Origin of the sequence: Mesorhizobium sp. INR15, assembly GCF_015500075.1 — a bacterium.
Lineage (GTDB): Bacteria > Pseudomonadota > Alphaproteobacteria > Rhizobiales > Rhizobiaceae > Mesorhizobium.
The window spans coordinates 3,923,325-3,942,101 of the sequence record NZ_CP045496.1 but is presented as its reverse complement, the minus strand read 5'-3'; the positions used below and the strand labels follow the sequence as shown (position 1 = coordinate 3,942,101).

Below are 18,777 nucleotides of genomic sequence, written 5' to 3'. Positions count from 1 at the left end.
GGCTCGTTGGCCGGCAAAATCGAGCCCGGACTAGCTCAAATCCGGCGTATGGTCAAACAAACGGCGGTGTTCTTTCAACGCGTAAGTATCGGTCATACCGGCCAGGAAGTCGGCGACGCTGCGCGCCTTGATGCGGTCGTCGGCTCGATCGAGCCCTTCACGCCAGCCGTCCGGCATGGCGCGCGGGTCGGCGAAATAGACGTCGAACAGGTCCTTGACGATCTGCTCTGCGTCGGCACGCACCCGCATGACTTCCGCGTGCCGGTAGAGATGTTTGTACAGGAAGGCCTTCAGTTCCTTTTCGGCCTTGGCCATGTCAGCTGAAAAGGTCACCAGCGTCTCGCCCGCGGCCCGAACCGCATCGGCATTTCCAGGCTTGATGCGGGCAAGATTGCTTTTGGTGGAGACAACGACATCCTCGACCATGATCGTGATCTGCCGCCGCAGAAGCTCATGACCGGTGCGCACGTCATCCAGCACCGGATAGCGCTGGCGGACACCCTTGAGAATCGTGCCCGGCAGCGAAATCCCGTCCAGCATGTCCAAGGTCAGGAACCCTGCCCTCAGGCCATCATCGATATCATGCGTGTTGTAAGCAATGTCGTCGGCGATCGCCGCGCATTGCGCTTCGATCCCGGCAAAGCGGTCGAGCTCGAGGTCCTGCAGCTCGGAATAGTCTCGAATCGCTTGCGGCACCGGCCCCTTCAAGCCCTTGCCGTCGGCATCGGTCAACGGTCCGTTGTGCTTGACCAGGCCCTCGAGCGTTTCCCACGTCAGATTGAGCCCATCGAATTCGGCGTAGCGCCGCTCCAGCCTGGTCACGATGCGCAGCGATTGCGCATTGTGGTCGAAACCGCCCCAGGCGGCCATTTTCTCGTTCAGCGCGTCCTCACCGGTGTGGCCAAACGGCGTGTGGCCGAAATCGTGCACCAGCGCCACGGCTTCGGCGAGATCCTCATCGCCGCGCAGCGCTCGCGCCAGCGCTCGCGCGATCTGCGCCACTTCGATCGAATGGGTCAGCCGGGTGCGGTAGTGGTCGCCTTCATGGGCGATGAAGACCTGCGTCTTGTGCTTCAACCGCCGGAAAGCCGTTGAATGGATGATGCGGTCTCGATCGCGCTGGAAGGGCGTGCGTGTCGGGCTCTCGACCTCGTCGAACAGCCGCCCGCGTGACAGCCCCGGATCGCAGGCATAGTCCGCGCGCGGCCGATAACCGAAGCCGATGTCGCCCAACTCATTGCTCATGATCGATGCCGCAGTTGACTGGTCTAGTTGACTTGGCCCCTCGCGCTTCATACCTATCATGTGAAACCGAAAGCAAGGTGACGCCCATGGGCGCGGATGCCAAGACTGCCATGAAAGTCGACATGACCGAGGCCGCCGCCAGGCGGATCGCCAAAATTGTCTCGGGCGAAGCCGGCAAGACGGCGCTGCGCGTGTCCGTCGAAGGCGGCGGTTGTTCCGGCTTTTCCTACAAGTTCGACCTCGTTGACGCCCGCAATGATGACGACGTGGCCATCGAGAAGGACGGCGCCACCGTGCTGATCGACGACCTGTCGCTGGTCTATATGGGCGGCTCGGTGATCGACTTTGTTGACGATCTGATGGGCCAGTCGTTCCAGATCAGAAATCCGAATGCGGTCGCCTCCTGCGGCTGCGGCACCAGCTTCTCCATATAGAAATGCCTGCCATCGGCGCGGTCCGTCAGGTCGCGCTTTCGGCTGGCCGCGACCTGGATGTCACGCTGTCGTTCTGGCGCGATGTGCTGGGCCTCGGCGTGCACGCGCGATTCGATCCGCCAGGCATTGCCTTCATCATGGCCGGCGACGTGCGCCTGCTCTTCACGGACGGGGTTCCGGCTGGCACCGTCTATCTCGACATGACAAGTCTTGACGATTTCCACGCAGGGGCAAAATCCGCCGGCGTGCCGTTCACCGCACCGCCCAAGCTGGTCCATCGCGATACCGAAGGACAGTTCGGCCGAGCGGGGGAAAGCGAGTGGATGGCCTTCCTAAAAGATCCCGCAGGCAATACGATCGGCCTCGTCGAACGTCTTGCGCCGGAAGAGCATTGAGGTCCCCATGAAGATCGTCACCTGGAACATCAATGGCGTGCGCGCGCGCATCGGCAATCTGACGCATTGGCTGACCGAGAGCGCACCCGACATTGTCTGCCTGCAGGAGATCAAGACGGTCGACGAGCAGTTTCCGCGCGCCGAGATCGAGGCGCTTGGCTACAATGTCGAGACCCATGGCCAAAAAGGCTTCAATGGCGTCGCCATCCTGTCGAAGCTGCGTTTCGACGAAGTCATCAGAGGCCTGCCCGGTGACGACACGGACGAACAGGCGCGTTTCATCGAAGGTGTGTTCTCGACCGACAAGGGCGCATTGCGTGTCGCCTCGCTCTATCTGCCCAACGGCAATCCGATCGATGACGAGAGAAAATATCCCTACAAGCTGGCCTGGATGGCGCGCCTGGAGCGCTGGGCCGAGCAGCGGCTTCTCCTGGAAGAGGCGCTGGTGCTGGCCGGCGACTACAATGTCATCCCGGAGCCGATCGATGCAAGGTATCCCGAGAACTGGCTTGGTGATGCCCTGTTCCAGCCGGCAACGCGGCAGGCGTTTCGCCGGTTGAAGAACCTCGGCTTCACCGAAGCTGTCCGTTCGGTGACCGACGCGCCGGATACCTACACGTTCTGGGATTATCAGGCCGGCGCCTGGCAGAAGAACAACGGCATTCGCATCGACCATCTCTTGCTGTCGCCCGAGGCCGCCAACCGCTTTTCATCGGCCTCGATCGAAAAGCACGTGCGCGCCTGGGAAAAGCCATCCGACCACGTGCCGGTGGCGATCGATCTCGCCTTGCAACCAGCCTGACACACGGACGCCAGATCCCTGGCGAGGCCTGAACCCTCATATCGCCACAATCAGGCGCATGATAGGAGATCATCATGGCGGCCGGGGTTCCCATGACCATCAGAATTGCACTTTTTCCGATCGGCTTGGCATTGGCCACGACCATGCCAGCGTTCGCGGCCCCCGAATGCCTTGCCAACGGAAAGTCGTTCCAGATCGGCCAGATTACCTGCCTGACGGTCGCCGACCAGAGCCACCTCGCCCGTTGCGACATGGTGCTCAACAACACGTCGTGGACGAAAATTCAGGATAGCTGTCCGGAAAACACGCTGGCCCCGCACCTGCACGTCACGCCGATCTCGACGCCGGCGCCCAGCATGGTGCCGACGGAACCGACAGAGAACTGATCAGAATAGAAAATCGACGGCGAATCCAGCGCGACCAGTCTATTTCGCCGGAGCGACCAGTTTGTTGGTCGTCGCCGGCGCGACCTATTGATCGTCGCCGCCACCCTTGGTGAGAATGTCGTCGGCCAGTGAAATCGCCGTGCGGCGATCGGCTTCGCCGGCAGCGGCAAAGGCTTCTTCCTGCATGCCGCGAATCCATGGCTGATCGGCGGGGGATGCGCGTTCGAGCGCCGCGGTCATCATTGCCAGACCGCGAACGATCTTGCCGCTCTGGAACAAGAGATTGCCAAGTGTCGCCTGGGCGCCTGCATGGCCCTTTTCAGCGGCGAGCTGAAACCAGCGCCCGGCCTGCTTGACGCTGGCCTTGACGCCGCCCTCGCCCTTCAGGAACATCTGGCCCATCTCGAACTGGGCGTTCGGATTGCGGTAATTGGCGGCGGCGCGCATGTAATATTCCTGGGCCGCCACTTCATTCTCGGCGACCGGGCTGCCGGGAATGCCCTTGCGCAGATAGTCGCCCAGCGCCACCAGCGCGTCGGAGACATAACTCTCCTCGGGCGAACCGGGCTCGACATCCTGGTCGACGATCTCGGAGAAGAACTTGAACGCTTCATAGTCGTCGCGCGCCACGCCGTCGCCCTCGGCATACATGCGGGCGAGTTTCCAGGTGGCGCCAATCTGGCCGTTTTCGGCGGCGTATTTGTAGGCCTCGGCAGCCTGCTCCTTGTGCCCGTTCTTGTAGGCGGAAAAGCCGAACTGGAACACCGCCCACGGGCTGGACTGCGGCTTCACGCCGGTCTTGTCGTCAAACACCTTGTCGTCGAAGGCCATGGCCTGTCCAACGGCGCCCAAGGTCGCGCCAAAAGTGGCGACAACGACCAGTGCCGAAAAGACAGACGACCTCAACAACTCAAATGTCCGCATAGCAGTGTGTTTCTTTCGCACCGCCCGGATGGGTGACTGCGCCCTCGCGCGCCGGCCCTACCGTCTGTGCATATTTCCATATCGCGCCCGACTGATAGTCGGTCGTGCGCGCCTTCCATGTCTTTGCCCTCGCCGCCAGTTCGTCTTCCGACAGTGCCACCTCGATCGTGCCATTCACCGCATCGATCGAGATCACATCGCCATTTTTCAACAGTCCGATCGGGCCGCCGACGGCTGCTTCCGGCCCGACATGGCCGATGCAGAAGCCGCGTGTCGCGCCCGAGAAGCGGCCGTCGGTGATCAGCGCCACCTTGCCACCCATGCCCTGGCCGTAGAGCGCCGCCGTCGTCGACAGCATCTCCCGCATGCCTGGGCCACCGCGCGGTCCCTCGTAACGGATGACGAGAACCTCGCCTTCTTCGTAGCCACGATGCGTCACCGCTTCGAAGCACTCCTCTTCCGAATCGAAACAGCGCGCTGGGCCGGAGAATTTCAGCTCCGACATGCCGGCGACCTTCACGATCGCGCCATCGGGGGCAAGGTTTCCCTTCAAGCCCACAACGCCGCCGGTTTGAGTAATGGGTCTGTTGGCCGGGCGGACCACGTCTTGATGTTCATTCCAGACAACATGCTGCATGTTTTCGGCCAAAGTACGGCCAGTCACCGTCAGGCACTCGCCATGCAGATAGCCGTGGTCGAGCAGCGTCTTCATCAGCAGCGGAATGCCGCCGGCCTCGAACATGTCCTTCGCGACATATTTGCCGCCCGGCTTGAGGTCGGCGATGTAGGGCGTCTTCTCGAAAATCCTCGCGACATCGAAGAGATCGAACTTGATCCCGGCCTCATGCGCGATCGCCGGCAGATGCAGCGCCGCGTTGGTCGAGCCGCCGGTAGCCGAAACAACGGTCGCGGCATTCTCCAGCGCCTTCAGCGTGACGATGTCGCGCGGACGGATGTTTTTCGCGATCAATTCCATGATCTTTTCGCCCGAGGCGAAATTGAAGCGGTCGCGCATCTCGTAGGGTGCAGGCGCGCCGCAGGAATAGGGCAAGGCCAGGCCGATCGCCTCGGCGACAGTCGCCATGGTGTTGGCGGTAAACTGCGCGCCGCAGGAGCCGGCCGACGGGCAGGCTGCCTGCTCGATTTCCAGCAGTTCGGAATCATCGATAGTACCGACCGAATGCTGGCCGACAGCCTCGAACACATCCTGAACGGTGATCTGGCGGCCGCGATAGCTGCCGGGCAGGATCGATCCGCCATAGATGAAGATCGACGGCACATTGAGCCGCACCATGGCCATCATCATGCCGGGCAGCGACTTGTCGCACCCGGCGAGCCCAACCAGCGCGTCATAGCAATGGCCACGCATGGTGAGCTCGACTGAATCGGCGATGACATCGCGGGACACCAGCGACGACTTCATCCCCTGATGGCCCATGGCGATGCCATCGGTGACGGTGATGGTGCAGAATTCGCGTGGCGTGCCACTGGCGGCAGCGACGCCCTTCTTGACCACTTGCGCCTGGCGCATCAGCGAAATGTTGCAGGGTGCGGCTTCGTTCCAGCATGAGGCGACGCCGACCAGCGGCTGCGCGATCTCGGCAGCAGAAAGGCCCATGGCATAGAGATAAGAGCGGTGCGGCGCACGCGCCGGCCCGACAGTCACATGGCGGCTAGGGAGCTTAGCCTTGGAAATGACTTTGGCGTCCATACTCTTCCTTGCCGCGGGCGGTGCGGCCTGTCCCATCGCCGAGCCTTTTGGCGCGTGTCCCGAGACAAATTCGAGGTGCGCCGGGTTTATGGCGGGAAATGGGCAATTTCCTCGCCGAACTCTGTAGCGCAAGGGTTGTTCAGAAAGTGTTGCCAAAACGTCACAATTGCATGAACGGGAGTGAGTGCGGCTTATATGCAACGCAGCTTGGGTACCGGCATCAGCATTGATCGCCGCTCACACGAAAAGGCCGGGCATTGCCCGGCCTTTATTCTGAATTTTCAGCGGTTTAGAACTTGATTTTGACACCGCCGGAAATCGCGGTGATCAGGTCGTTTCCGAAATCATAGCTGGCGTCGGTGCCAGCTATGTAACCGTTTTCGCCTGCCAATGTACCGGAATGACCGCTGGTCAAGACACCGATAGCGCCAGCAACACGAAACTCGATGTTTGGCTTCGGTGTGTAGGCAACGCCGCCACCCAGGGTCCAGGTGTCGGTTTGTGCGCCATAGCCGTGCGAGGTACCGCGATCCCATGAAAGCTGGCCAGCCGCGCTCCATTGATCGTTGAATTTATGGCCGAGGCCGCCTGAAACGGTCCAGCCATCGCGATACATCAGATCAAGCGAAGTCACCTGACCCGGGCCATTGGTAAAGCATGCCGATGAGGGAGCAATCGTCGGGCAAATCGGAACGCTTTGCAGCACGCTCCAATTGACCCACTTGATCGAACCGAAAGCCAGCCAGCCCGGCGCGATGCCCGACTGAACTTTCAATTCCAGCGAATCTGGCATTGACTCGGTCGCGCCATAGATCGCTCGAGATCCAAGCGGAGTCGTAAGCGTGCCGGAGATGTTGTCGAGCTTGACCTGTGAATTGTAGACCAAGCTCGCGCGAAGCGCGATGTCGGGGATTTCGTAAGCAACGCCAGCGCGCCAGCCCCAGCCGTTAGCCTCCAGATCAACACGGCCAACAGCCCCAGGCCCCACCAAGCTCTCCTTGAAGCCCGAAATATCCTGGTAGAATAACCCTCCGATAAAGCGGATCTGGCCCTTGCCGGCATCCATCCTATAGGAGCAGGTCCCTGCGTAGTTGTTGCTCTTGATATCAGTTTCAATGTTGGAAACCGCTCCATTCCACGCACTACCCGGCGCGGTATGCGCACCCCAGGGCTGCGAATAGTCGACCATGCAGTCGACGCCTTGCACGACCTGAACCTTTACTCCCACGCGCGGGACCCAATACCCCTCCGCTCCATCGGCCGTGCTACCCAAGCCGATGTTGGCCCCTCCTGGGCCGAGCGCGTTCTTGTATTTACGATCCGGCATCACATAGGTCGCTTCCGCTTCCGTTGCGACCGGTGCCGGATCAAACAGCAAATCGATATCGTAGCCGCCGCGCTCCAAGCCGCCGGCATGAGCCGAACTCATCGCCGTGCCGATCAAGGCCAGTGAAAAGCACCCTGCCCCCAGCAGCGACTTCAAACGCAGAATGTCCATGAATCTCTCCCGAATTCCAGCACAACCCAAGCTAGAACCAATTCTGTTAGGCAGTGCAAGAACGATTTCAAGAGGCGTACACGTACATGTTTCGCAAATGCATTTGGCTGGGGGTACGTGCAGACAACATGAGCGCTCACGCCATGCCGAATGCCGGTAAGAACAGCGAAAAACTCTTAAAACAGCTTGAAATTGACCAGTTAGCGGCGCGCTCACGTGCTGTTGCACTATGGCAACAGCCGGGCAAAAAACTTCCGTTTACGTCAATTGCAACGTCCTGCACTGCCTGGGAGCCCCGACAAACAAAAAGGCCGGGCAATGCCCGGCCTTTTCTCGTCGATATTAGAGACTTACCACTTCACGCTCATTGACAGGGAACCTGCGTATCCAACATCGCCAGGAGAGTGCCAGATGCCAGGAGCCGCCACCTCTACATGCCCGGCCGCTTGGGTATAATTCTGAGTGCCTTCGGCGAGGAACAAAATGCCAAGGCCGCCGCGCAATTCCACGTTCTTCATCGGCTTGTACGAGCCACCAAAACCGAGCGTCCAGACATCAGACTGGATGTCATGACCGGTGCTGACACCCCTATCCCAGGTCAGACTGACCGTTCCTGCCAGACTATCCGTAAAGGCATGTGCTACGCCGCCCGTGACGGTCCAGCCGTCGCGCCAGAGGAAATTCAAGCTGTTGGGACCCAGAGGGGTGGAGTAATCGACATAATTCATCACACTCCAATCGGTCCACTTGACAGAGCCGTACGCCAACCAGCCGGGAGCGACGCCGCTCTGCACCTTGGCTTCGAAACTCTGGGGGAACTTACCGTGGCCCTCGGCGTGGGGATTTGGGAAACCCGGCCCACCACTTGTCAGAGTCAGGTCACCACTGGCATCAATGGCCGTCCCCGATCGATACATGACCTGAGCGCGAAGCGCGATCTCCGGAATTTCGTAAGCAGCGCCTACGCGCCAACCAACTTGTCCGTCTTCCAGATGGAAGATAAAAGGTCGAGCCGGGCCACCGACCCACTGATCGAAATCGAGGGTCTGATAGAAAACGCCGCCAAGCAGGCTGAACCGGCCTTTGCCCATATTGAAGCCGTAGGCGCAAGTGCCGCCAAATTCGTGCGTAATGAATTTCTGTTCCGAGGAACCAGTAGTTGAGGTCGGATCGAACCCGACGTGACCACCTCCTATTGTCAGGCCCGTAAAATCGGAGTGACCGCCGAACGGCGTGGTATAGGTAAGGGCGCAAGCTAACGCGTCGTTGACCTTATATTTTGCCGCCAGCGAGGGGATCACATAGGTGGGGTTTTCATAGCCGGAGACCGGAACGCCACCAGCGAAGGAGTTCCGACTGCGGTTCGGCACCACCACCGTAAAGCCCGCCCGTGCGGCGTTGCCGTCTTCGAAAAGAATGTCTGTGTCCGCCGTGCCGCGCGAGAAGCCGCCAGCGTGCGCGGTACCGATCAAAGCCAGTGAAAAGCACCCAGCCCCCAGCAGCGCCTTCAAACCAAAATTGTTCATGAAATCTCTCCCCGAAATCAAGTGGCTCAAGCTAGAACCAATTCGGGTTAACGACGCAACAACGAATTCCCGGGTCGTACATGTACGTATTCGTCTGACGCATTTTCGACAAAGTGCGCGAGTTCCCGGCAAGGCCCGAAAGACGCCTTTTGGGATCGGATCAATAGAAAAAATATGAAAAACGACCGAAAACTTCGCGAAATAGCGTGTTTTTCGAGGTCTGCGGCCCCATTGTTACATTAAGGCAACAATGGGGCGAAAACATTCCGTTTACGTCAACATTAACGCAACGGAATGCCTATTTTCGAGGCAAAAACGCCACTTCGAAGGCATCGCAAAGGCCTCACGAATCCACTGTTCAGCCAGCGTCGCGTACCCGCGTCAACGCGACGGAAAGCTTCTCTTGCGCCTCGCGATATTCGGTGAGTTTTTCACGCTCGGCGTCGACGATCTCGGCAGGCGCGCTCGCGACGAACCTCTCGTTCGAAAGCTTCTTGTGCAGGCGCGCGATTTCCTCGGTCACCTTGGCCAATTCCTTCTGCAGCCGTGCCGCCTCGGCGGTGAGGTCGATCAGGCTGCCGAGCGGCAGGCAAATGGTCGCTTCGTTGAGCACGATCTGCGCCGAGCCCTTGGGCGCGGCATCGACCAGCGAAATATCGCCGACGCGCGCCAGACGCTTGATGGCCGACGCATGGCGTTCCAGCCGCGCCTGCGTAACCGTGTTCGCGCCAATCACCATCAACGGCGCGATGGCCGCCGGCGGCACGTTCATCTCCGAACGCACCGAACGAATGCCCGAGACCAGATCGACCAGCCAGTTGATATCAGCGGCGGCCTCCGCGTCCTCGAAATCAGGCGACGGCCAGGCCGCATGACACAGCAGCGACGGCCGCTCCTGGCCCTCGCCCGCGGTCTGAGCCCACAATTCTTCCGTCATGAATGGCATCATCGGGTGCAGCAGCTTGTAGATCTCATCGAGCACGAAGGCGACGCAGGCGCGGCTCTCGGCCTTGGCCGCCTCGTCCGTGCCCATGAACACCGGCTTCAGCAGCTCGAGATACCAGTCGCAGAACATGTTCCAGACGAAGCGATAGGCTGCACCGGCCGCCTCGTTGAAGCGGTAGGAGGTAATGCCGTCGGTGATCTCGCGCGTGGCACGCGTCAGTTCGGTCAGAATCCATCGGTTGACCGCAAGCTTGGCGTCGTTCAGCCAGAATTCGTCGTTGCGCGCCACTTCGTTCATTTCTGCGAAGCGGGTCGCGTTCCACAGCTTGGTGCCGAAATTGCGATAGCCGGCGATGCGCGCTGGGTCGAGCTTCACGTCGCGGCCCTGCGCCGCCATCACGGTCAGCGTGAAGCGCAGCGCGTCGGCGCCATACTCGTCGATCAGATCGAGCGGATCGATGACGTTGCCTTTCGACTTCGACATCTTGGCGCCGTTCTTGTCGCGCACCAGCGCGTGGACATAAACCGTGTGGAACGGCTCCTCCTCCATGAAATGCAGACCCATCATCATCATCCGGGCGACCCAGAAGAAGATGATGTCGAAGCCGGTCACCAGCACATCCGTCTGGTAATAGGTCTTCAGCTCCGGTGTCTGGTCAGGCCATCCCAGTGTCGAGAACGGCCACAGCGCCGACGAGAACCAGGTGTCGAGCACGTCCTCGTCGCGGGTCAGGATTTCGCCCGGCTTGAAGTTCTCGAGCTTGTCCTCGACCCAGGCCTTCCAAGGACCCTCCAGCGCGAGATAATATTCGATTGCCGCGCCCAGCGCCTCTTCCTCGGTCTTCTCGACGAAGACACGCCCGTCCGGTCCGTACCATGCTGGAATCTGGTGGCCCCACCACAGCTGGCGCGAAATACACCAGGGCTGGATGTTCTCCATCCAGTCGAAATAGGTCTTCTCCCAGTTCTTGGGCACGAAGTTGGTACGGCCCTCGCGCACCGACGCGATCGCTGGCTTGGCGAGTTCGGCGGCGTTGGCATACCACTGTTCGGTCAGGAACGGTTCGATCGGCACACCGCCGCGATCGCCATGCGGCACGGCGTGGCGATGCGGCTCGATCTTTTCGAGGAAGCCGCCCGCCTCCATCAGCTCGACAATCTTCTTGCGCGCGACGAAGCGGTCGAGGCCGTTGAGTTCATCCCAGACGGACTGACGCTCTGGCGTCACGTCCAGGCCAGCCAGGAAGTCCTCATTGTCCTTGAGGTTGATTGCAGCCTCGATGGTGAGGATGTTGATGGCCGGCAGCTTGTGGCGCTTGCCAACCTCAAAATCGTTGAAATCATGCGCCGGCGTAATCTTGACCGCACCAGAACCCTTTTCCGGATCGGAATATTCGTCAGCCACCACCGGGATCTTGCGGCCGACGATCGGCAGGACGAGATTCTTGCCGACGAGATGCCGAAACCGCTCGTCCTCTGGATTTACCGCGACCGCCGTGTCGCCCAGCATCGTCTCGGGGCGGGTCGTCGCCACGATGATGAAGGTTGCCGGATTTTCCGGATCGAAGGCCACGCCCTCGATCGGATAACGGAAGTGCCAGAGGTTGCCGTTGACCTCCTGCTGCTCGACCTCAAGATCGGAGATCGCGGTCAACAGCTTAGGATCCCAGTTCACAAGGCGCTTGTCCTTGTAGATCAACCCCTGCTTGTAGAGCGTGACGAAGACTTCAAGCACGGCCTTCGACAGGCCCTCGTCCATGGTGAAGCGTTCGCGCGACCAGTCAGCCGAGGCGCCCAGGCGCTTCAGCTGGTTGAAGATCGCGCCGCCGGATTCAGCCTTCCATTCCCACACCTTGTCGATGAACTGTTCGCGCGTGAGGTCGCGGCGATGGATCTGCTTTTCCATCAGCTGGCGCTCGACCACCATTTGCGTGGCGATGCCAGCGTGGTCCATGCCGGGCTGCCACAACACGTTCTTGCCGCGCATGCGCTCGAAGCGCACCAATATGTCTTGCAGCGTGTTGTTGAGCGCGTGGCCCATGTGCAGTGATCCCGTGACGTTCGGCGGCGGGATGACGATGGTGAAGGCCTCGGCCCCTTCGTCCGCGCCGGCGCCGGCGCGAAAGGCATCGGCCTCTTCCCACACCTTGGCGATCTTCGGTTCGACGGTCTTTGCGTCGTAGGTCTTTTCAAGCATGGGAAAATGGTCCGCGCTGTCGGGATTTTTGCTGGTTCGGTGTAAATCGGAAGGCCTTGGCCAAGTCAACCGCAAGGGTTGCCTGGCACATCAACAGCAAATAGGCCGGCCGATGGTCATTTCAACGGGAGGTAGAGCGCAGGATGCACCATCCCCTTGACCGCAGGCAACATGCCGCCATAGCTTGAAGGGCTGCTGTAGGGCGCATCGGCTTCGGCCGGAGGGGCATTGCCCGCCTACGCCACATCAACTCGAAAAATGCGCTCAGCCATTTCGATATGTCCAATTTCGAAAACCTCAGGAAACAGGCCAAGCTCTATCTGCGCTGGCATCGCGAGCGGTATTATCCGGTTGCCAACATCATCGGATCGACGCTTCCGCGTTTCCATGGCCTCACCGACAGCCAGATCCTCGATCACCATTTCAAGCTCGCCGATGCGCAGGAACTGGTCGCCAGGAAATCGGGCTTCGAAAGCTGGCAGGCGCTCAGGAAAGGACATGATGCAATGACCAGCCGCACAACCGATGCCACGAAACCGTTGCTTGCCTTTGCCGAACCGCAACTCTTTGTTTCCGACATCGAGGCAGCCTGCGATTTCTACAGGCAAAAGCTCGGCTTCGAGACACGCTTCACCCACGGCGAGCCACCCTTCTACGCTCAGGTCGTGCGCGATGGGGCGCGGCTGAACTTTCGCCATGTCGACAAGCCTCCGTTCGCCGATGTGCAAGGTGCGGACCTCCTGGCGGCGACGATCGTTCTCGACAACATCAAGGTGCTGTTCCTTGAGTACCAGGCGGCCGGCGTCCCGTTCCATCAGGCGTTGCGAACCGAACCGTGGGGCGCCCGCACATTCATCGTCAGGGACCCTGATGGCAACCTGCTCTGCTTCGCCGCCAACGCCGGTTGACCTCGCAAACGAAAAACGCCGCCTCGAGGGCGGCGTTTTCTCTCCAAGCAAGCTTGAAAGCTACTGCGCCCCGCGCGCCACGCGCTCGATCTCCTCGCGCACCAGCCGTTCGACCAGTGTCGGCAGATTGTTGTCCAGCCAGTCCTGCAGCATCGGCCTCAGCATCTCTTCGGCCATGTCGTCGAAGGTCTTCTTGCTGCGGCTGGCGAATGCATCGGAAAGCTCGCCGAAAGCAGCGGCAACCTGACGGCCGGTATGTTCGGAAACGATTGTCGGACGGGCTGACTGTGCATCGCCGGTGATCGGTCGAGACGGGCTTGCGTCAGGCAGAGACCTCTCGAAAGCCGGCTCGGCCATCGGTTCGTCCCTGAAAATCTCGACCGTGGGCTCCGCGGGCGGCTTCCGCCCAACAGGAGCTTTCGCCTGTTCGCCAACAGCGGCAATCTCACGCCGCCAATCGGCAATGATGGCGTCGACCTTCCCATCCGTCTCGGCAACCGATCGCGCCTCAATCCGGGCGACAGGCGCAATCGGCTCGGCGGCTATGCGGGCGCTGACGTCGGCAAGCCTCACCGGCGCTCTTGCTGGCGCGGGCTCGGAGCGCGCCGGCATTTCCATGCGGGCAATCATCGGATCGGCGGCCGACAATTGCGCCTGTACATCCGCCAGCGTCGCCGGCCTCCTGACCTCGGGCTCGGCATGGAGCTCGGCACGAAACGCATCCACCTCAGGTGCAGGGCTTGCGATCGCGGCTGGCTCGAGATCCTGACGCAGCCCATCGGCCTCGTCAGGCTGCTTGCGGCCCGTGTCGCTGTCTTCGATGATCCGCCTGATGGAAGCCAGAATCTCTTCCATCGAAGGTTCGCGCTGTGCGCTGCTTGCCGTTGCCATCGTCACATCCGCCGCCTTTGTGACCTGTTGCAGATTTCCGGTCCGGCAAAAGCCGGATTCGAATCATGGCGACAGCGTAACCGACGGATCGTCGCACGAGAATCCCCAATCTGGGGAGTTGTGGGATTTCAACAGATTAGACCGCCAGCCTTGAACCCGTGTGTTCAACGGCCATCCGGGGTGCGCAGGCCAATCCACTTGTCCTTGACCGCGTTGTAATGCTCTTCAGGCTTGTACTTGGTCACCTGCAGGGCAAGGCGGTCGACAGACAGGCGGCCGATCGCGGAGAGGATGGCGTAGCTCGCCACCACCACGTCGCGCTCGGAGCTGGCCTGGTTGATCTTGGCGGTGATCAGCGTTGCCTGCGCGTTCAGCACGTCGAGCGTGGTGCGCTGACCGACATTGCGCTCCTCGATGACACCGTTCAACGCCAGTTGCGCGGCGTCGATCACTTGCTTGTTGGCAGCGACGCTCTCCTGCGCGGCCGTGTACTGCGTCCATGCCGAGGTCACGGCCTGCCGCACCTGATCGCGGCTGACGTCAACGTCGATACGAGCCTTGCTCAGGGATTCCTTGTTCTGGCGCACGATCGCGGAGGTGCGGCCGCCCGAATAGATCGGAATGGTCAGCGTCGCGCCAATGCTGGCCGAATTGGTCGTGCCGTCCTGCGATGACGCAAGGCCAGGCACCGTGTTGCGATAGGCGCTCGAAACGCCCGCGTTGGCGGAAAGCTGCGGCAACAATGCACCCTCAGCCGACTTCACCGAAAACGCAGCCGCATCAACCAGATGCTGGGTAGCAAGGATCGCCGGATGTTCGGCCGAAGCAATCGAGATCGCCGAACCGAGGTTCGATGGCAACAGCTTGCCCAGCGGCGACGCGCCCTTCAGCTTGCCCGGCTCATCACCAACGATCTGGTGGTAGGTCGCCGCGCTTGCCAGCGCCTGCGCACGGGCGGCACTCAACTGTGCCACGGCGGAGGCGCGCTGAGCGTCGGCCTGGGCGACGTCGGTGCGTGTGCCTTCACCGACTTCGAAGCGCGAGCGAGCCGCGCGTGCCTGCTCGGTGAGGAACTGCAGGTTCTGTTCGGTCAGGACTGCGACCTGACGGTCGCGAATCACGTCCATGTAGGCGCTTGCCGCGTTGAACAGGGTGTTCTCTTCGGTGTTCCGCAGGCTCTCGACAGAGGCGCTGACCTGCGATTCGGCCGCTGCGACATTGTTCCTGGTCTGGAACCCGTCAAACAGCGACTGATTGATCGAAACACCGAAATTGCCGGTGGTCAGATTGACGCTCTGATTCGTGCCGTTGAGGTGGCTGCTGGAATAGTCGATGCTCGCCGAACCCGTGATCGTAGGGCGCCAGCCCGACTTGGCGATAGCCACGCCCTCATCGGTGACACGGACGCCGGCGCGAGCCGAATTCAGTTGCGAATTGTTCATATAGGCCTTGGAAAGCGCACCAAGGATGGATTCCGCTGAAGCCGCGAATGGAGAAAGCGCGGTCGCGGAAACGAGGACGGCGGCGAAAAGACTATTGCGTACAGGCAGCACGGTATATCCCTCATTCGTTTTCCATGGGAACCGCGCCGCGCCTACCTCTCCTTCGAGCAGTTGGCGCCGCGTGTTTCATGTTCCCTGCTGCTCAGCCCCAAAGCGCCCCCAGTTTTGCGGATCAGCAACGATTGTTCAAATGCAAGCGACCATGACAAAGCCTCTCCTGCAAGGCAAAATCACTCAGAACTCGAAGGCCCGAATACGTTCAAATCCCGGTAGTGGCTTAATTGCCGCATTAAATGCGCGTCTTCCGGTTACAACCCCCCCAGCTTTAAGAAAAAGTCGGGCCACACCTGAATTCCCCTGCCCTTCGACAGCGACAAGGCGGCCGCCTTCGGCAAGCTGGTCAAGCAGCGCCGCCGGCACTTCCTCGACGCTGCCACCAATGAAAATGACATCATAGGGAGCCTTCGCCGCATGCCCTTTGGCAAGGGGGCCTGTGACCACGGCCACATTGCCGCAACCCAGTTCCGAAAGCGTCGATCCAGCGGTTCCAGCCAATGCTGGGTCACTCTCCAGCGCCACCACCGACTTGGCCAGGTGCGAGAGGATGGCAGCGGCATAGCCGGTGCCGGTGCCGACATCGAGTGCCGAATCGGTCTGGCTGATCTCGGCCAGTTGCATCAGCTTGGCCAGTGGCGATGCCTCCATCAGATAGCGCGGACCATCCGCTCCGGCGGCGATACGGATATCCTCGTCGATATAGGCGAGATCGCGCTGGCCGGCGCCGACAAAGGCCTCGCGCGGCACGATAAGCATTGCGTCGAGCAGCGGTGCGCTGGTCACATCGGTGGTGCGGACCTGACCATCGACCATCTTGACGCGAAGCTCGGAAAAATCAGCGCTCATGTTCCAACCAATCCGCTTGCCGCGCCAAACCGCGGTTCATTTCGACTGGAACCTCAGGCTCCGGCGCGAATGCGCGGGAGCCCGGGTATTGGAGGCCTCGCCCGGAATCGAACCGGGGTGCAAGGATTTGCAGTCCTCTGCGTAACCACTCCGCCACGAGGCCTCATTGCTCCCGGCGTTCCACCCGGTTCCAATAGGTTGCGGCGAAAATGCCGTCAAGCGGCCAAGCTGCATTCCGAACGGTTTCCTCCACGCCAATCGAAGCATTGGCGTGGAAACATCGGTCTTGGTGCTTGGTCAGTACATTAGTTGATTGTTAAACATGGCCAACGATCGCCGGAAACTCTCGCGCGCCGCTCACGTAGGGTAACTAGGAGGATCGCCGCCATGGCCCGGGCACCGGCACAAACCGAACGGAATGCCGCGCGCGGTTTATCGCTGTTAAGATGCGAGGAACTGGCTCGCTATGCGATTGATCGGCTCCACATCGAGGACGCGAGCTGTCTGTCGCCGCACGACCGGGCTCGACTGGCGTCAGCGGCCGCGATTCTCAAGGAGCTTTGCGAGATGCTGACAAAACGCCCGAACCATTGAGCCGTGTCCACCCGCCTTGCGGTAAGGGACCAATCCGGGTCGCCCGGTCCGATCAAGACTGCAAAACTCGCGCGTCTTCAGCTCGGCCGACGCCGCCTCTCCCACCAGACCACCAAGCGGCGCCTATGGCGGCGCACTAGGGCGAATTCATACGAAAGCACCAGAAACCCGAGCGGGATCATCCAGAAGCCAAGGATCGGCAGAAAGCCGAGGATGCCTCCGATGGCAAGCAGGATGCCGATGGTGATTCTCAAGCCACGCGAGCGCGGCATTTTGAATTCGCGCCCGAAAACTGAAATCTTCCGCGCCGGTATCTGATTGTCGTGAGCTGTCATTGTCCTGAAAGATTGACCCGTTTGATCGTTCAAAAATCACCGCTTGACGAATGCCGCAACCGCAGTTTCGGTTCCGTATTCCCGCGCAAGACGGCTAATATGAGGGCGCGTATCAGCGATTGCGAGAAACCGCCGCGCGAAAAAGGCTAGGAAAAATGCGAAAAGCTTCTTTGCAAAGCCGAAAAGGGCAGCTATAGGCTGCCCCACTCACATAAAGAGCCCCGTTCCCCGGTAGCTCAGTGGTAGAGCAACCGGCTGTTAACCGGTTGGTCGCTGGTTCGAATCCGGCCCGGGGAGCCAATATTTTCAAGGCCTTACGCGAGTTTTCCACTCTTTGCCAAACAGCCGTTCTCCCTCTGGGGCTATATTGGGGGCTACAAATGAAAGCCCGCCAGAAATGAAAAACCCGCCAGAAATGAGCCACGAGACGGTTGAGCAGACGCTTCTGCCCCGGCACCGGGACAGCATCCGATCGATTCCGGCATAGTTAGGAACGCATGTGGCGAACGCCGGCCGGCGATCTCTGCCGACCGCCTTTCGACCATAGGTGGCACCCATTGATCTGCGGGCCGCGCTCCACCACTTGCGGTCTACTTGTGGCGCACGGTACAATTCTTTCGGGAAAAATAGCGGCTGTGTTGGGGAACGAGGGTGCCGGTATTTGCAGTGGCGGAAATGCGCTTTAACCAAGTGATCAGGACTAAGGCAATCGAGGCGCCTGATCCTCCCACAGCCGCATCCGAAATGAATGGCGACAAAGTCACCGCGGTGGGAAGGTGGGCCCGGGACTGGATCCGCGTTACTGACGAAGGAACCGGAGAAATATTTGCATACTCTGGCGTTGTGAAAACCCGCTGACCCCGCGTTGAGAACGTTCATATCAGCCAGCAGAAGGGACTTTTCCACTACTAATGCAGACGCCTGCAAGGGTTTAGCTATCTGCCGATGCTCGACTCAGTTAGCGATAGCTAATGGAACAGCGGTACGCTATCCGAAGGGTCAAGGACGAGTTTTGGGAAGTCTACGAGATAGGCAGCGAGGAGGTTGTCTTCGTGGAGAAGGTTGCTCTGACAAATCTTACCGGTGAGGAAGCGCTTGACGCCTTGGAACTGCTAGCGGGAAAATTCCTTGTCCCGGGCAAGCGAAGAGTTTCGTCTCGTAAAAGCTGAACGGCAAGTCGGCGACGATGCCGCCGCGACTACCTAAAAAGGCCCGAAAGCCGAAGTGGTCGGGGCTGCTCAGCCATCTCGTTCGCGTCCCGCTCGCAGTCCGCAATCTCCCATTCAGTTGGCTGCATGGGAGCGTGATCTTGGTTGCAGGCCGTGGCCCAGCCGATCGATGCCTCGTCGTCGTCGTCTGGTTCGAAGTCGCTGAAATCGCTGTTATCCATGCCGCAAGCCTGTGGCCCTCGCTCTGTCCAGCCCAACCAAGGTTCCTCGTCTGCCGTCTCCTCCAGGCCGGGATCTGACGACCGAATTCGAGGCAGGTCTTTTCATCCTTGGCGCCATGGACAGATGGGAGCCTTGGACGCCCTCTAACACATGCGAAGAACACCAGCCGCCGGTCCCTGTCCGTTTGGTG

At 60.4% G+C, this 18,777-nt stretch carries 16 protein-coding genes and 2 tRNA genes; 7 read left to right on the top strand and 11 right to left on the bottom strand.

What is annotated here, in order from left to right; translation table 11 throughout:
- Positions 1-30: 30 nt before the first annotated feature.
- Positions 31-1,245, bottom strand: coding sequence for a deoxyguanosinetriphosphate triphosphohydrolase (locus GA829_RS19190; RefSeq protein WP_195174266.1), 1,215 nt, complete (start codon positions 1,243-1,245; stop codon positions 31-33).
- 86 nt (positions 1,246-1,331) lie between these two features.
- Between GA829_RS19190 and erpA the strand changes: the two genes are divergently transcribed.
- The 4 genes from erpA (at position 1,332) to GA829_RS19170 (ending at position 3,262) form a co-directional block, all read left to right on the top strand.
- Entirely contained in the window at positions 1,332-1,679 is a 348-nt protein-coding gene (gene erpA / locus GA829_RS19185) for an iron-sulfur cluster insertion protein ErpA (RefSeq protein ID WP_195174265.1), read from the top strand.
- A gap of 2 nt (positions 1,680-1,681) precedes the next feature.
- Positions 1,682-2,074 carry a VOC family protein gene (locus GA829_RS19180; protein WP_195174264.1) on the top strand — a complete coding sequence of 131 codons (393 nt, stop codon included), beginning with the start codon at positions 1,682-1,684 and terminating at the stop codon, positions 2,072-2,074.
- 7 nt (positions 2,075-2,081) lie between these two features.
- Positions 2,082-2,876 carry an exodeoxyribonuclease III gene (gene xth, locus GA829_RS19175; protein WP_195174263.1) on the top strand — a complete coding sequence of 265 codons (795 nt, stop codon included), beginning with the start codon at positions 2,082-2,084 and terminating at the stop codon, positions 2,874-2,876.
- Between the two features lie 74 nt (positions 2,877-2,950).
- Positions 2,951-3,262: a hypothetical protein gene (locus GA829_RS19170; protein WP_195174262.1), complete on the top strand. Its 312-nt coding sequence runs from the start codon at positions 2,951-2,953 to the stop codon at positions 3,260-3,262.
- An 84-nt stretch (positions 3,263-3,346) separates the two neighbouring features.
- Here the strand turns inward: GA829_RS19170 and GA829_RS19165 are convergent, their stop codons facing one another.
- From GA829_RS19165 to GA829_RS19145, 5 genes are all read right to left on the bottom strand, one after another.
- Positions 3,347-4,186 carry a tetratricopeptide repeat protein gene (locus tag GA829_RS19165; protein WP_195174261.1) on the bottom strand — a complete coding sequence of 280 codons (840 nt, stop codon included), beginning with the start codon at positions 4,184-4,186 and terminating at the stop codon, positions 3,347-3,349.
- Complete coding sequence (gene ilvD, locus GA829_RS19160) at positions 4,173-5,897, bottom strand: dihydroxy-acid dehydratase (protein WP_195174260.1); 1,725 nt, start codon at positions 5,895-5,897, stop codon at positions 4,173-4,175. Before ilvD ends, GA829_RS19165 begins: the two co-directional genes overlap by 14 nt.
- A 289-nt stretch (positions 5,898-6,186) precedes the next feature.
- Positions 6,187-7,395 carry an OmpP1/FadL family transporter gene (locus GA829_RS19155; protein WP_195174259.1) on the bottom strand — a complete coding sequence of 403 codons (1,209 nt, stop codon included), beginning with the start codon at positions 7,393-7,395 and terminating at the stop codon, positions 6,187-6,189.
- Between the two features lie 350 nt (positions 7,396-7,745).
- Positions 7,746-8,921 (bottom strand): OmpP1/FadL family transporter, encoded by a 1,176-nt coding sequence (locus tag GA829_RS19150; protein WP_195174258.1) that lies wholly within the window; start codon positions 8,919-8,921, stop codon positions 7,746-7,748.
- 358 nt (positions 8,922-9,279) lie between these two features.
- The gene (locus GA829_RS19145) at positions 9,280-12,063 is read right to left on the bottom strand and encodes a valine--tRNA ligase (RefSeq protein WP_195174257.1); all 2,784 of its coding nucleotides are present in this window, start codon (positions 12,061-12,063) and stop codon (positions 9,280-9,282) included.
- 278 nt (positions 12,064-12,341) lie between these two features.
- Between GA829_RS19145 and GA829_RS19140 the strand changes: the two genes are divergently transcribed.
- Positions 12,342-12,971 (top strand): bleomycin resistance protein, encoded by a 630-nt coding sequence (locus GA829_RS19140; protein ID WP_195174256.1) that lies wholly within the window; start codon positions 12,342-12,344, stop codon positions 12,969-12,971.
- Between the two features lie 60 nt (positions 12,972-13,031).
- On the opposite strand, the gene GA829_RS19135 is transcribed toward GA829_RS19140, so the two are convergent.
- The 4 genes from GA829_RS19135 to GA829_RS19120 form a co-directional block, all read right to left on the bottom strand.
- A complete protein-coding gene (locus GA829_RS19135; RefSeq protein WP_195174255.1) occupies positions 13,032-13,862 on the bottom strand; it encodes a PopZ family protein in 831 nt (276 codons plus the stop codon).
- Positions 13,863-14,026: 164 nt separating this feature from the next.
- The gene (locus GA829_RS19130; RefSeq protein ID WP_195179728.1) at positions 14,027-15,412 is read right to left on the bottom strand and encodes a TolC family outer membrane protein; all 1,386 of its coding nucleotides are present in this window, start codon (positions 15,410-15,412) and stop codon (positions 14,027-14,029) included.
- A 186-nt stretch (positions 15,413-15,598) separates the two neighbouring features.
- Positions 15,599-16,267, bottom strand: a complete 669-nt coding sequence (locus GA829_RS19125) for a protein-L-isoaspartate O-methyltransferase family protein (protein WP_195174254.1) — start codon at positions 16,265-16,267, stop codon at positions 15,599-15,601.
- A gap of 89 nt (positions 16,268-16,356) precedes the next feature.
- A tRNA-Cys gene (locus tag GA829_RS19120) sits at positions 16,357-16,430 on the bottom strand.
- Positions 16,431-16,654: 224 nt separating this feature from the next.
- On the opposite strand from GA829_RS19120, the gene GA829_RS19115 reads away from it, so the two are divergent.
- On the top strand, positions 16,655-16,861 hold the full coding sequence (locus GA829_RS19115; protein WP_195174253.1) for a hypothetical protein: 207 nt from the start codon (positions 16,655-16,657) through the stop codon (positions 16,859-16,861).
- A gap of 77 nt (positions 16,862-16,938) precedes the next feature.
- On the opposite strand, the gene GA829_RS19110 is transcribed toward GA829_RS19115, so the two are convergent.
- On the bottom strand, positions 16,939-17,196 hold the full coding sequence (locus GA829_RS19110) for a hypothetical protein (RefSeq protein ID WP_195174252.1): 258 nt from the start codon (positions 17,194-17,196) through the stop codon (positions 16,939-16,941).
- Between the two features lie 225 nt (positions 17,197-17,421).
- Between GA829_RS19110 and GA829_RS19105 the strand changes: the two genes are divergently transcribed.
- Positions 17,422-17,496: transfer RNA gene (locus GA829_RS19105), tRNA-Asn, on the top strand.
- The last annotated feature ends 1,281 nt before the right edge of the window (positions 17,497-18,777 follow it).